At 69.6% G+C, this 14,945-nt stretch carries 7 protein-coding genes; 3 read left to right on the top strand and 4 right to left on the bottom strand.

Annotated elements, in window-relative coordinates; all coding sequences use genetic code 11:
* The first annotated feature begins 45 nt into the window (after window positions 1–45).
* From PYR72_RS00080 to PYR72_RS00070, 3 genes are all read left to right on the top strand, one after another.
* On the top strand, window positions 46–2,184 hold the full coding sequence (locus tag PYR72_RS00080; RefSeq protein ID WP_275453205.1) for a hypothetical protein: 2,139 nt from the start codon (window positions 46–48) through the stop codon (window positions 2,182–2,184).
* Between the two features lie 62 nt (window positions 2,185–2,246).
* Window positions 2,247–3,269, top strand: coding sequence for an AAA family ATPase (locus tag PYR72_RS00075; protein WP_275453204.1), 1,023 nt, complete (start codon window positions 2,247–2,249; stop codon window positions 3,267–3,269).
* 6 nt (window positions 3,270–3,275) lie between these two features.
* Window positions 3,276–6,503: an SAV_2336 N-terminal domain-related protein gene (locus PYR72_RS00070; RefSeq protein WP_275453203.1), complete on the top strand. Its 3,228-nt coding sequence runs from the start codon at window positions 3,276–3,278 to the stop codon at window positions 6,501–6,503.
* Between the two features lie 229 nt (window positions 6,504–6,732).
* On the opposite strand, the gene PYR72_RS00065 is transcribed toward PYR72_RS00070, so the two are convergent.
* From PYR72_RS00065 to PYR72_RS00050, 4 genes are read right to left on the bottom strand one after another with little or no spacing between them, the layout of a single operon-like run.
* Window positions 6,733–7,404 (bottom strand): hypothetical protein, encoded by a 672-nt coding sequence (locus tag PYR72_RS00065; protein WP_275453202.1) that lies wholly within the window; start codon window positions 7,402–7,404, stop codon window positions 6,733–6,735.
* Window positions 7,401–10,235 (bottom strand): RNaseH domain-containing protein, encoded by a 2,835-nt coding sequence (locus PYR72_RS00060; protein ID WP_275453201.1) that lies wholly within the window; start codon window positions 10,233–10,235, stop codon window positions 7,401–7,403. The genes PYR72_RS00065 and PYR72_RS00060 overlap by 4 nt, the downstream gene beginning before the upstream one ends.
* Window positions 10,225–13,545, bottom strand: a complete 3,321-nt coding sequence (locus tag PYR72_RS00055; protein WP_275453200.1) for a hypothetical protein — start codon at window positions 13,543–13,545, stop codon at window positions 10,225–10,227. The genes PYR72_RS00060 and PYR72_RS00055 overlap by 11 nt, the downstream gene beginning before the upstream one ends.
* Entirely contained in the window at window positions 13,535–14,623 is a 1,089-nt protein-coding gene (locus PYR72_RS00050) for a hypothetical protein (protein WP_275460301.1), read from the bottom strand. The genes PYR72_RS00055 and PYR72_RS00050 overlap by 11 nt, the downstream gene beginning before the upstream one ends.
* Window positions 14,624–14,945: the final 322 nt, after the last annotated feature.

Here is a 14,945-nt window from a genome sequence, read left to right as displayed (position 1 = left end):
TTCCGTCGCCGGACATCGCCTGGTTCGCATACTGCGCTGCTGCGTGTGGGTGATGACAAGGCTGCGGGCGCCGCCGCACTCCTGTCATCAAACCGGGTACTGACCTGCGCCCATGTCGTCAACGATGCGCTCGGACGCGACTTATGGAGCACCGAGCAGCCGGAGCGGGATCATGCCCTGAACGTTGCGTTCCACGGTTCTGGAACGACTGGTCTCGGGATCGCCCGGCTGTCGGTCTGGCTGCCCCCGCAACAGCGCACCTCCGGGGTTGTATGGGACGGCGACCTCGCCGTGCTGGAACTCGACGAGCCCGCCCCCGACTGGACCAGGCCCGTGGTGTGGCGGGAGATGCGGGAAGGACTGGGGCTGCGAGCCTGGCACGGCGGCGGAGCGTCCATCACCTACGCTGACACCGTAGCTGGACCCGAGGACGACGGCTGTCGTTACCTGGATGGACAGCTGACCGGGGCCGCTATCGGACCTGGATACAGCGGCGGCCCTCTGTGGGTACGGGCCGACTCGACGGTCGCAGGGCTCGTCGTGGCCCATGTGATGCCCGGCCCGGGACCGCTGCAGCCGCAGATGACCGTCCGCCGCAGCTGGGCGGTGCCGTGGCAGACCGTAAGGGAGGAACTGGCCCGCGCGGGAGCGAGCGACGTTCTCGACGAGTGCGCGGTAGTCACCCTGGGCGACGCAGAGCAGGAAGGGCCGCAGGAGACGTCGAGAACAGCACAGTTACTGGTCGCCGCGCTGCGCGCCCTGCTGGACGATCCAGTCAGGCGCGCCGATCACTGCCGTGCCCTGGCGGTCGGTATCGGCTGTGTGCCCCCGCCCGCTGACGACTCCTCGACTCCCACGCTGGACGAGCTGGCCGCCCTGCTGCTGGCCGAAGACCGGGCGCTGGCCACGCTGACTGAGTCACTTGCGCCCACGATTCAAAATCACGATGCCGCCCGACAGGCGCTGAGCGGCCTCCTGGCGCTTGGCCGCCTAGAGAAGAACATCAGGCTGTTGTCCGTTAACGAGCACCAGCGGCTGCTCGCGGTGCTTCGTACGGTCACCGCAGCCGATCCCGCCCTGATCCCGCGCGCTGCCCGCGAGGCGCTGCGGTTCATGGAACTCCCGAGTCCCCTGGCGAGAACCGCCCGGCTGACGCAGACGGAACTCGACGGAGTGGTGTGGAGCCTGGAGGACTACCCCGACGGCCCCGCCGGGAATGCAGGTTCGACTCCCGTGCCGGCCCTGCTCAGACTTGCCGCATTCGTGGCCGCCGCAACCGACACCGACAGCCGCGTCATCCTGCACGAATGGTGCGACCAGGTCGCCAGTCGGCTGGGAATCAGCCGCGGGGCTCTGGCAGAGCGACGTGCCGACGCGGAGGCATGGGCCTCGCACCGCCCCTCACCAGTCGCCCGGGTCGTCACCCGCCTGACCGAGGCTGGACCGGACGCCCCGGGACACTACCTCTGCGAACTCTGGCTGTTTCGCGGGGATGGGACGAGAACGACGGTGACCATGACGAAAGGCCCGCTGGCACCCGACGAAATCGGCCGGTTCATACGCGAGACGGTGGAGGGATGCCCAGGCGAGGGCGACGACCCAGCAACGCAGGTGGACGTCGTCGTCGGACCCCGCAGCCTCCAGATCCCCGTTGACACCTGGGAAACAGGCAGTGAGCTCGGTGATGCCTTCCCCGAACTTAGCCTGCCTCTTGGTATCAGGTACCAGGTCGCCCTGCGGTGCCCCGAGATCACCAGCCGTTCCTCCGCCAGGGAGAGCGAGATGCGTAGACGGTGGGCGGCCGGAGAGCCGGGTGCCCTCGTCGTCGACGAGCCTTCCGTCGACCCTCAGAAGCTCTACGAACTGCTGAAGACTCCCTACCGGAACACCGCGCGGGTCGTGCTGCACGGATCATCCATGCAGCGGGATCCCCTTCTGTCCGTCTGTCTGGCCATGGGGGTCCCAGTCGTGCTGTGGGACCGGGCAGCCTCATCCCATGAGGACGCGGGCCGGCTGGATGACCTCGACCCCACGGGGGCGCTGCACAAACTGCCGCAGCGACTCCAGGAGTTCCGCGCGGCCGCCTTCGGTTCCGCGCAGTCGTCGGCCGCAAGGCCCGCGCTGGTATGGGACGACGACGAGCTGCCGCTGCCCGGCCCGCTCGCCCTGGCAGACCCCTCATGACAGGGCTGGCCCAGCGGCGTACAGCTAACGAACCAAGCCACAACCAAGGAGCGGACACCTCGATGACGGTCCACGAACCTTCGGGGCAACACGACGCAAGCGGCGACGGGACCGGCAACGACTGGCGGCTGTTCAAGGGAGACGGCCTGACCCGCAGCATCACCTTCCCGGCAGCCCCGCCCTGGCGCCGGTTCGGCAGCACAGGGGCGGAAGGCTCCCGCCGCGAGCGGCCGTATCTCATCGGCGAGGCAGAGGTGGACGTCGTCAACGCCGCACTGCTGCTGCGCAGGCCCCTGCTGGTGACGGGCCACCCGGGAACCGGCAAGTCATCCCTGGCGCATGCCGTCGCCCATGAGCTGTCCCTGGGGCGCGTCCTGCACTGGCCGGTCAACAGCCGCACCACCCTCCAGGAAGCGCTCTACCGCTACGACGCCATCGGCCGGCTGCGGGAGACGAACATGCGCCGCGGGCCGCATGAGGGGCACAAGGCGCCGGCCGAGGAACCCGGCATCGGCTCGTACGTGCGCCTCGGCCCTCTTGGCACAGCGCTCGTGCCGTCCGCGCCGCCGCGGGTGCTGCTCGTGGACGAGCTGGACAAGGGCGACGTCGACCTGCCGAACGACCTGCTCAACGTCTTCGAGGAGGGTGAATTCGAGATCCCGGAACTGGCACGTCTCCCCGAAGAACAAAGCCTGGTACGGGTGATGACGGCCGACCCCGATGCCTCGACAGATGTCGTTCGCGGTCGGGTCCGCTGCTCCGAGTTCCCCATCGTCGTGATCACCAGCAACGGTGAACGCGATTTCCCGCCAGCGTTCCTGCGCCGGTGCGTACGGCTGGACCTGCCGGAACCGGACGAGGACCGGCTGCGCGCCATCATCTCGGCGCATCTGAACCCCGACGGCACCGACGCCGACATGGAGGGCGTGGACGACCTCATGCGGGCGTTCCTCGCCCGCAGGGCCAGGGGCGAACTCGCAACCGACCAACTGCTCAACGCCGTCTTCCTGCGTCGGGGCGGGGTCGAACTGGACGCCGAGGGGTTGCTCGACGCGGTGCTGCACCGTCTCGGCAGGACGGTGTAGCCGCCGGTGCTGGAGCAAGTTCGAAACATCCTGTCCGGCAGCGGCGAGGAACTGGACGCCGAGGAACTGCTCGACGTCTTGTGGCTGGCGGCGCGCCTGCCCCCGGCAGCGGCCGCCGCGCTGGCACACGCGGCTGTTGCTGGGGCCACCGCCCAGACGCTCGGCGGGCCAGCCACTGGTGCTGCTCCCCACCAGCCCTCCGGTTCGCTGGACGACTCGCATCACAACGCAGCGCCCGTTGGCCCAGAACACCGCCCCGCACCGCAAAGCACCCTGCACGCTGCTCCTGCAGCCGCACATCAGCAGCCAGCCAGCGCAGACCGGCCCGGGATAGCCGTACGCACCCCAGGAATGAAGGCGCTCGGCAGCGCCGAACTGCGCCTCGGCCGATCGCTCCGTCCGCTCAAGCACTGGCGCCCTGACGTGCTGCGCACAGAACTCGACGTCGAGGCTACGGTCACGGCGATGGCCGAGACCGGCATGCCGCAGGCGGTGCTACACCCTGCCAGGACCCGGTGGCTGGATCTGGCAGTCCTTGTCGACGACGGCGTCTCTATGCTGCTGTGGCAGCGGCTCGCGGGCGAGATCAGAACGCTGATGGAACGCTGCGGAGCCTTTCGCCACGTACGTGTGCACGGCCTGGACAGTCGCAGCCCGGATGGTCCTCTGCTGAGCCAGCGCCCGTTCTGTGCACGCACCGCCACGCTACCGATGTCCACGGTGCTCGACCCCTCGGGCAACACTCTGCTGCTCGTTGTCAGCGATGGCGTGGGCAGGGCGTGGCGGGACGGCAAGATGCACGCCGCCCTGTTTCGTTCGGCCGCAATCGGCCCGACGGTCCTGCTGCACGTACTGCCGCCGCGGCTACGGCCAGGCTCCGGAATCGGCGCTCAGCCGTGGCGGGTTACAACGCGACGCAGAGGTGCGACCAACGGATCCTGGCACATCGAGGACCCTGTGTTGCCGCCTGCACTGGCGCCCTTTGACGGTGTGCCCGTGCCCGTGCTCGGCGCCGATTCGACATCGCTGGGCGCCTGGGCTCATCTGATCGGCTCCGCAGGCGGTACCGCGGTGTTGCCCTTGCTGACCCCGCCGGACACAGGGCCCGCAACCGCCGCCCAGCAGGGGGCTGTCCATAGCGGCACCGCCCGCGCGGAAGCGGCCGTCCTGAGATTCCGTGAGTCGGCTTCCCCGGACGCGTATCGTCTCGCAGCGCACCTGGCCGCGGTGGCGCCGCTCCCCGTGCCGGTGATGCGGCTGGTGCAGCATGCTCTGAGCCCGGCTGCTGACACCTCCCACCTGGCCGAGGTATTTCTCGGCGGCCTGATGCACGGCGTCGATGGCTCGGAGGACCTGCCGCACCAGCGAAAGTTCGACTTCACGGAGGAGACGCGGAAGGTCCTGCTGGGTACCGTGCCACCCTCCGACCTGGTCCGCACGACACGTGCAGTGACGAAACGGCTCACACAACTGGCAGGATCATCCGCTGAATTCCCGGCCTGGCTGCCGCATCCTCAAGGACCAGAGCGGGTGACGGCCAGCAGTCGCCAACCGTTCGCATGGGTGGATGAGACGGTGATGCGCCGACTGGGGGTCTCGCTTCCGGACACATCAGAACCGGCCCCGCCAGCGCCTGGCCCCCTGCGGGAGATGCCGCCAGGGTTCGAACTGCATCCGGACACCACGGGATGGCAGCGCCTGCCCGTATCCGACCCCCGCTTCGACGGTTCCGGCTCTCTGCCCTATGAGGTGTTCGCCGAGCATGTGTCCGGCTGGTCGAGGATCGGGCTGTTCCTGGCACACGACGGCGAGGGTCGTATCCTCGTCATCCGCCAGCCTGAAGTACCGCACGCCCGGGACCTGGTGGCCGCAGAGGTAGCGGCGCTGAAACGGATGGGTAGGCATGCCCCCCGGCTTCTGGCATGGGACATCGGCCGCAAGCGGCCATGGCTGGCAGTCGAATGCGCGCTGGACGGCTCCCAGCCAGCGCCGGACCTACGTGCCTTTGCCGAGCGGCACGGCCTGCTGCACGAGGCGGGATTACTCACGGTGGCCCGTCAATGCGCAAACGGACTGGCCAGTGCGCACCGCAAGAAGCTCGTCCACGGGTCACTGACACCACACAGCGTGCTGATTGCAGGGCGTGAGGTGCAGATCGCGGGCTGGATGACGGCCACGGTGGACGGGTTGGCCAGCCGACACCGCTCCCGGTACAGACAAGGCACAAGCTACCGGGCCCCAGAGCTTCTGGACGGTGCCGATCCGACGCAGGCCGGAGATATCTACGCGCTCGGCTGCATCCTCGTCGAGGCGGCGACCGGCCTCCCCCCGAACGAAGGACTCCTCGAAGCCCTGAACTCGCCGGAACTCCCTCATGGCCTTGCCAATAGTCTGCGAGCCTGCCTGACGAGCGATCCAGACCGGAGGCCGACCGCACAGGAGTTGCTGCGCGTCCTCAATGCCCTCGTTCAGGAGCAGCCTGGGCAAAGCCAGCTGACGGTGACCCTCGGATTTGATGCCGACGGGGCACCGGTGCAACTCGACCTGGCGAGCAGGGAAGGCAAGAGACAAGGGCCGCACCTGCTGTGCCAGGGCCGCCCGGCCAGCGCGCGCCGGGGACTCCTGCACCATGTACTAGAGCAACTGACCCAGCTTGATCGAGACCGCATGGAGTTCATCCTCGCCGATTACAGCGGCCGCAGCAGGCTCCACCGATACACGAATCGCTCGACCACCACGGCCTTCCTCGGGCTACGGGGAGCCCCCACGAGAGCCCTGTCCCTGGCTGAAAAGATCAACACCGAGATTACGGATCGCCAGAGGCTGCTGGATGTGGCGACTAACTTCCGCGACATCAGGTTGCTCGAGAGGGCATGCCTCACGAATTCAGAATTACCTCGGCTATCACGCCTGATCGTTGCCATAGACGAAGTCCCGCAAATCCTGCAGCTAGTTCCGGAACAGCGCACCGCACTGCAACGAGTCGCGGAGGCGGGCGGACGGCTGGGAATACATCTTCTGCTGTTTGCGGACACCACCTATCAGGCTTGGCTTGATCCGCGTCTCTCGCAACAACTACAGACACGCGTCAGGTTGCTTACGCAACACGACTCTAAGGAGTTTGCCCGTGAACTCCCAAACGGTGCAGTTCTGTTTAACGCGTCTGAGTCTGGAGCGGTCCACTTCAGCACAGCACACGGACCGGACAATGAGCGACCGCCGTCAGCTCGCTGAACAGAGCGTCTGGTGTGAGCGATGGAGAGCGGACAGCCGGAGACTGCGATGGATCCGACCACGCTCAGCGACGGTCACCGCCTTCGCCGCCTGCCGGTGACGGTCCATCTGCATTTCGATTGTGAGCGACAGGAGCAAGCAACCTGATCCAGACGGGTGTGAAGGTAGATCGCCCTGCGACGCTTCCGCTGTGGAAGAGGGTCAGCACGCCCGCGCCGACGGTGTCGTGTCAGTCGCTCTTGTCCTGTGCGCCACCGGAGGACGCGCCGAGGTACGCCCGGCCGCTTTCGGTGAGGCGGTACTGCCAGGCGCTGGCGTCCTCGATGTAGCCGTGCCCGCTAGGGCCGAGCCGGCGGGCCGCCACCCGACCGATCTCAACCTTGGCGAGGGTCTGCCGAGGGGCGGCGGCGACAGCATTGAGTGCTGCCTGCAGCCACTCGGGGAGCAGCGGCGGGTCGGGTACCTGCTCGGCAGAGGCCGGTTGGAGGGCCCGTCCGGCGGTCCGCCCGGCGCGGGTGAGGCGGACCTGGATATGCCACACCGGGCCGGCCACACTGTCCTGCGCCACCCGCCGCAGCTCAATCAGCCCCCGCCGCTGCAGGGCGGCCAGTGTGGCACCGGCGCCCGCATCGAGCACATGCCGCAGGCCCAGCTGCTGTTGGACCGCGGTGGCCTCGGCAGCCGGATGGTCGACACCGTAGGTGATCCACCGCCACTGCTCGGCCGGCTGCCGCTCCCGTGTGGCGTGCCAGCGGCGGGCCTGCGCGCGTTCGTTGTCCTGGTCGATCGTGAACAGCACGTCCAGATAGGCCTGCTGACGCGCGTTCAACCCCTCCGCCTGTCCGCCCGCGCCGCCGGGCTGCTCGCCGTGCGGCGTGGGCGGTGCGGGCGGCGGTGTCATGAGGATTCCGGCTGCTCGATCGTTTCGAGCTGGTGGGAGGGCAGCAGCGCGCTGCCGAGTTTGTAGGCCAGGTGCAGTTCGATGGGCAGGGTCACCGGGTCGGCGAAGTGCGCGGCCGCGGAGCGGCGCTGATGAGCCAGAGCCGCCCAGGCCGCAGCCGAGTCGTCATTCTGTTTGACCGCCACGAGCAGTTCCAGCAGCTGAGGATTCCACACGTCCTTGCACACGTCGACCTTCCACACGGTCTCCTTGGCACGGTTCTTGCCCTGATGTGGCTCCAGCCGGGAACCGCCCGGGCTGCCGGGCCCTGCGGTCTTGGGCTTGTCGGCGGTGGCGAAGAACAGCCGGTCGTTGTCGGTGCTGGCCCACAGTCCGCCGCCCACTCCCACCCGGCCTTGCGGACCGGCCTTGCCGTAGGCGAAATGCTGCGCGCTCTCGTCATGGACGTTGGTGCGCAGCCGGATGTGCCGCAGCCCCTTGTACCGGTCGGCGTCGAGAGGCCGGTCGGCGTGGAACGCGAGCCGGTCGGCGACCAGTTTCGGGTTGGTCAGCGCCGGGCATTCCGCGCGGAGGTTCTGGGCCAGGGTGAACAGGGCGAGATCCCCGCCGTCACAGGAATCGGCCACGCAGTCGGCGAAGAAGTCCTGGATCTCCGGCTTGTCGAACGTGCGCGGACGGTTCCACCCGGCCAGCTGGACGGAGGCCTGATGGTAGGTGAGCCAGCCGGAATGGGGCAGACGCACCAGGACGTTCGGACGGTCGGGCACGCTCGCCACGGCCAGGGGCATGACGGTCCTGAAGTCACCGGTGCGGCGTACCACCCACAGACCCAGGCACGCCACGTCGGTCAGCGGATGCTCCGTGGTGCCCTGTCGGGCTGGAGGCCTGATCAGGCCGCTCTGCCGGATCAGCAGGTCACCGACCGCCCTGCGGGTGCGCTCGCGCTGGCTCTTCGCGCTCTCTTCCTCAGCGCCGTCTTCGTCTTCGGCGTCGCCGTCCGGCGCGGTCGCGGCAGGCGGCAGCAGGTTCTGGGTGACCGCCCCGCAGGTGGCCGCTCCGGCCCGCACGGTCATCTTCGGGTCATGGTCGAGGGAGGTGAATCCGTCGGCGCCACGCATCTCCACCAGCACGAAGCGGGACGTCACCCCCGGTTCGGGCTGCCCGAGATGCTTGCGCACCTGTACCTGGCGGCTGATGCCGGCGTCCTTGAGCCGGTCGCTGCGCCGTTTGATCTTCTCGTCCAGGTCGAGATCGTCGGCGATCGCGCCCACCGGCTCCACGCGCAGCAGCACCTCGAGTTCGGGCAGGGTGAAGGTCTGCCGCCACGCCTGCACCTGCTCGGGCTGGTCCGCCGCGTCCAGCGGCAGGTCCAGCGCGAGCGCGACGGCGTTCAGCGCCTCGTCGCGCATGGTGGTGGTGTCGCACCACAGGACGATCTCGATCCGGGGCCCGGCGGCCGTGGCGAGTGCGCTGCGGTCGATCCGCAGCAGCTCTTCCGCGGTCGGGCGTACGCGGGTGGGGACCGGCACGCGTACGTGGGGCTCGTCCAGCGCCGCGAAGCCCTTCAGAGCGGGCACCAGCTGGCTGAAGATGCGCCACTTGTCCTTGGCGGAGACGCCGTCACCGACGGCGTGTCCGGTGTTCTTGCCCAGCCCGGGCCGGTAGGGGACACCCGCGATGGGTTCCCGGGGGTGTCCTTCACCGTCCGTCCCGGGCTCCAGGAAGGCCAGCGGGTCGCCCGCCAGCTCGGCGGGATCGGGCAGGAAGCCGAACGAGCCCAGACGCTCCAGCGTGGGCACCAGATCATCAGCCCAGCCCATGAAGCCCTGCTTCTTGCCGGCCGGCCCGCGATGCCAGGCCATGGAAGCGAGCCCGAACGGGCTGCTGGCATCTGCCCAGGGGGAGGGGGAGAACAGGTGCACGCCGATGTTCCGTTTCGCATCGAACACGTTGTACCGGGCCCAGCGGCGCATCCCGACCCGCACGTGCAGCCGCGGCTGTGCCGTCGCTTCCAGGCCCCTGGTCTGCACCGACAGCCGCAGCGTGTAGGACCAGGGATAACGCACCCCTCCCTTGCTCTCGTACACATACGGCGGCCAGGACACCAGCTCGGCCCCGTCCCGGGCCGCCGTACGCCGCCACCGGGTCGTGTGCACTGCCTGGGCCGTCACTCCCTCCTCCTCGCTTTTCCCGGCAGCCATCCCGTCCTCGTCCTCGGGGCCCTCCTCGTTCTCCTCTGCCGCAGGGCCCGATGCCGGCTCGCCGTGGACGACGTGCCAGTCCGTCAGGCACAGGTGCGTGGCCAGCGCGTGCGGGACCAGGGTGTAGTCGGAGCTCTCCGGATCGGCGCCCGGTCCCAGGTTGAGGGTCTTGCGCGTGAACGTCAGGTCTTCGCCGCGGAAGGTCTCCAGGACGGCGGCCAAGGCGGTGAGGTCGATGACCGGGGGGCGCCCACGGCGCTGCGCCAACTGGTTGCGGTGCGTCGCGGCCGCCATCAGCCCGCCCTTGACGAACTCCACCAGCAGGGCGCGGTCCGGTGCCTTCTCGTCCGCGTTCGCCGCCCAGGCCAGCCACATCTCGCCCCGCCGCGCGCGGGCGTCGTGGGTCAGGACCTGCGGCATCAGCGCGGCGATCGCGCCGTTGACCGCCCACAGGGGAATGCCCCGCTTCTCCTCCTCGCTCTCGTCCTCCGCGGTGGCGGGCCGAAAGACCTTTTCCCGCAGGGGCTGCGCCCACGTTGCGGGAAACTCGCACGTCCAGTACCGCGCCAGGCGGTGGTCGGCGAAAGACTCAAGGACGAGAGAGAGGGGCTGCAGAAAGTCATAGCGCACGGTGCTGCTCCACGAGGGTGTGCAGGGACTGCCGAAGGGGCCGGTACAGCGGTGAGGCGATCGCCTCGTCCGGGCCGTCGAGGGCTTCGTCGAGGGCGTCGAGCATGCCGACCAGCATGCTGTCGTCGTGTTTGGGGTCGAAGGCGGCGTCGCAGAAGTACACGTGGGCTGTTGCCCCGCCGCGCAGCATCCGGCCGATGATCTGGTCCAGCGGGACGATGTTCGTCCAGTCCATGGCACGCCGCTGCGCCGAGTGGGCGCCGGTCGCCCGGTACTGCAGGGTGCCCTCCAGCAGGTCGAGCCAGGTGCGGCGGGCCAGTTCGCGGAACATCCTCGCCCGTTCGCCCAGCGCCGTGTCGGGGCCGGCCGAGGGAACGGTGCGGCGGATCTCCTCCACCGCCCACCGGTTCATCGTCTGCACGTGGTAACTGAGGTCTTCGGGGTGCAGGTGCGGACGGACCAGGTAGAACGCGGCCCCCAGCGCGGCGACGTGGTCGTCGTTGAGGATGTTGTGGCCGCGCTCGATGGCCAGCTGGGGCGCGATCAGGATCCACGCGTCCTGCTGCTTGGCCATCGCGTGCACGTTGCCGCGGGCGATGGTCCGCCCGCTCCAGTGATGGCTGCCGGAGTCGTCGTCGGGCACCATCTGCAGAATCTGATCCGCCCATTCGGGCCGCATCCTGATCAGGTGCCGCAGCACTTCCTCGGCCTCCCGGTAGCTGCCCACCAGCAGCAGGACCCGCCGGCGCCCCTCGGGCAGCTCGTCGCGGATCTCCTCCAGGCGGCTCTTGCGCGGCCCGCGCAGGCCCGGCTGCTGCCGGCACAGCCCCGCCAGAAGTTCCCGCAGCGCCTCCAGACGGTCCTGGCCCTGCTTGCCCGACACGGTCACCGCGTACGCGGCCCCGCTGGAGGACTGCATCCTGACCGGCAGGTACGTGAGCATGATCCGCTGGTGCAGGGGCACCCGGTCGCCGGTGCGGGAGGCCAGGATGCCTGCGACGGGGACCTGCACGTCGTAACGCGGAGAGTTCCCCGCCCAGCTGGTGGCCGACAGCAGCAGGCACGCCGGCCCCGCATCCTCCTCGCCGGCCGACTCCTCATACAGGTGCGGGAGGTTGAGCAGCAGCCAGCGGCCGATGCCCGAGCAGCGGAAGAACGACAGGGTACCGATCTGTTCCAGCTCCCCCTCGTGCTCCCGGTACTGGAAACCCAGCAGATTGCCCATGGGGGACTCCGGCACCAGCGGCAGGTACTCCGCGGGCGGACGGTGCACGAGGCTGGATCCCATGGCCTCCAGGCCGGTCTCCATCTCCACTTCCCAGCAGGCGCGGGTCAGCAGGGCGAGCTTCCCCGCCAGCAGCGCGACGACCATGGTGACCTGGAACCGCACGGCCAGCCGTTCCAGCGCCTGCTCCCCGGTGAGCACGACGTCGTCCTGCCCGCGCAGCCACTCCACGAGGTCCTGGGTGACCAGGCCGGGCGGCTGGTAGCCGCGTGCGCTCAGATCACGCAGGAACGCGACGGACGCATCCGCCCCCGCGTAGCGGCCGGCCGGGTCGTCGAGCCACTGGGCGAACACAGCCAGCCACCGCGCACGGCACTCCTCGTCCGAGTCCCACAGCGCCGGCTGCCCCCGCCGCAGGGCGCCGCTCTCCCGCGCCGGCCGCGGGCGGCGGGAGATCTCACCGGCCAGTCCCACCGCCAGCCGCCACTCGTTGAAGTATCCCTGGCCAAGCCATTCCCGCACGTGGCTGTGCTCGGCGAGCAGATTGCGCAGGTGGGTCACCAGCAGTCCGGCCGTGCTGATGTCGAGAGACCAGTCCCGCACCGGTTCGCTGAACAGGTGCTGGCCGCGGGTATGGCGCATGTGCCGCTCGAACAGTGGCCGCACCTCGTCCAGCCAGGCGTCCTCGCCCGGCCCGGCCAGCGACTGCGAGGGGCTGAACGCCTGGTCCCACTGGATCTGCACCCGGTCGGCCTCGTCCACGACGAACGCGTCGCTGCGCTGCCAGGCCAGCTCCAGGTACCGCAGATCGTGCTGCGACAGCTGCTCGGGCACCCGGCAGTGCAGCAGGCTGGCCGGCGTGGCCACCCACACGGCGGCGTCCACCAGCTCCCGCGCGGCCTCGTGCCGCCCGCACACCGGCAGCAGCGAACAGCCCACGGCCGCCTCCCGCTGCTGCTGGTCCGGCCCCTCTCCGCTCCACGGCCGCAGCCGGTGCGAACAGGGGGCGTCCTTCAGTGCCAGCGGCTCGGTCAGCTCAGCCAGGCCCTGCAGGACACATTCGGTGGAGATCCACCGCAGCCGGGGGTCCTCCAGCAGTGCCAGGCCCCGGGCGTGCGCGTCCACCGGGCGGTGGACCTGCTGCAGGTGCCGGCCGCGGTTGGCCGCTCCCAGGATCGGCGCCGCCCTCACCCCGTACCGGCACAGCGCGGTGACCATGTCGAGAACGGACACGACGTCCCCGAGGACCACCGTCAGCGTGTGCCGGCGGTGCGGCTCGGCACACGCCCACACCGCAGCGACCGTGATCAGCGTGGTCTTGCCGACGGCCGGCATGCCCACCACGTGCATCACATCCGCCAGCACCAGCTTCTTCGACTTCCGCAGCCGGCCGTCGCTCTGACGCACCAGCAGATACAAGTCGTCGATCCGCCCGCGCCAGTTGTTGCGCAGGCCCAGCTGCGCGTCCACCGCATCCATCAGGTCGGCGGTCGCCGTCAGCGCCGGCCAGCGCAAGGTCACCTGCTTGCACCGCCGTCCCGCACGATGCCGCCGCGCGGGGGAGGGGCTCATCCCCTCCGGGACCACCACACCGGCGTCCCCGCGCCCCATGCGGTAGCGCACCCCCTCCTCGGCCAGCCGCACCCGCTGCTCACGGTGGGCCGGCAGCGCCGCCAACGCCTGCGCATACACCTGCTCCCGGTCGGACGCCACCGACAACGACTGACGCCGCTCGGGAGGCCGCGACGGGTCTTTCACGTCGAACATCCGCAGCAGCTCCGGCAGCGCCTGATACGCCTGGAGGGCCTTGCCCCACTCGCTCGGACTCTTCAGCTCGCCCACCAGCCACCGCAGCGACGACGACGCCGGCACCGCCCGCTGCCGACGCGTACGGAAGTCGTAGCCGCCCATCAGCGCCCAGGCATCCGAGGCCGCCGCCTGATCCGCCCACGACTCCAGCGCGAACAGCCCGAGTTCCACCGACGCCACCAGCCGCACGTCCACGCGGCCCAGGCCGTTGCTCTTGGCCGCCCGCCGCAGCTTGTGCCCCAGCTTCTTGTACCAGCCACTGCGATCACGGGCCACAGACGACCTCCCCAGCCGTACCCAGATCGGGGCAGGACGCCACCAGATCGTCGTCGCAGACCACCTCGATGTGGGGCTGCGCCTTCAGCGCCTCGCTGCGCTGCGCGAGGATCCTCATGTAGCTGCGGTTGGCTCGCAGCCGGTCGTGCGGAACGACCAGATACCCCTTGCGGTACGCGTGAGGGTCACCGGCGCCCCAGTTCGGGAACGTCTTGATCCGACGGGCCAGCAGATAGGGACTGTGCCAGTCCTTCACGTCCACCCCGATGCTGTAGCCGCCGAGCCATACGGCCACCAGGTCCAGCGCGTCCAGCTTCGGATACAGCACCACCCGAGCCCCCCGTGCCGCCAGCCGCCGCGCGAGATCCAGCTCCGGCCGGCCCGGCAGCGCCACGAACCTCACCAGCTCCGGCTCCAGCCGCCTAGCGCCGCGCGCCTGCACCCGGTCCGGCTCCGGGAGGTCGTGCCGCTGAGCGCACCGCCACACCCGGCACCGCACCCGGCCGTCCGCCCGCGGGACGATCCACTGCCCGCATCCGCCGCACACCGCCACACGCCCGCCGGCCGACGCCTCCGCCGTCACCGGCCCGTAGGACTCCTCCATCCAGGTCGCCCACTGCGGAACATCCAGCACCGCGTTCTTCGCCACCAGGAACTCCTCGGGCCCCAGCACCGCATGCTCGGTGACGAACAGCCGCCACTGCGCATACAACTCCGGCCGCCCCAGCAGGGCCGCCGTGTCCTTGATGTGCTTGACCAGCGCACTCTCGTGGACCTCGGACACCACGTCCCTGGCCGCGACCGCCCACTCCAGACAGAACTCGCTCGGCTCCCCGCCGATCAGGAGCCGCTCCCCGCCCACCTGCGCATCTGGATCGAATTCCAGGGGCCAGGAGTCCAACGGCCGTTCGGCGCACCACACGCCCACCAGATCGGCCACGCCCACGGGAGGGGAGCTGCCTGCCCGCACGCACAAGGCGGCCAGCCGGTCCAGCCCCAGCTGCAGACTCCTGTCATAGGGGTGCTGAAGCCGGCGCACCCCTGCCCAGCCGCGCATTCCTACCAGTCCTGACGCCACCAGGCTCAGGACAACCTCGCCAGCACGGACCGCACTGGCCCGCCCGGAGTACACCGGGCCGAACTGTGTCAGACTCACCCGCCACACGTTAAAGGCCCCCACTGACAGTCACCGCGCAACTCATCAGTAACCCCCAGCGAGCAGCGACAACACCGAACGCACCCGCCCCGGTGGACCCCGTGCGGAAAGTCCCGTGGGTTGACGAAGAGAAATGCGTGCCCTCTTCCGCGTCCTCCTGCGGCACAAGAGCGGCCTGCCGCTGACCACCTACAACAAGGGCCGACTCCACCTCACGGACAGGCGTGCGACCGCCTCGCCCAGG

Source organism: Streptomyces sp. VNUA24 (genome assembly GCF_029167005.1).
GTDB lineage: Bacteria > Actinomycetota > Actinomycetes > Streptomycetales > Streptomycetaceae > Streptomyces > Streptomyces scabiei.
The sequence above is the reverse complement of the archived record's forward strand: the minus strand, read 5'-3'. Positions and strand labels throughout refer to the sequence as shown.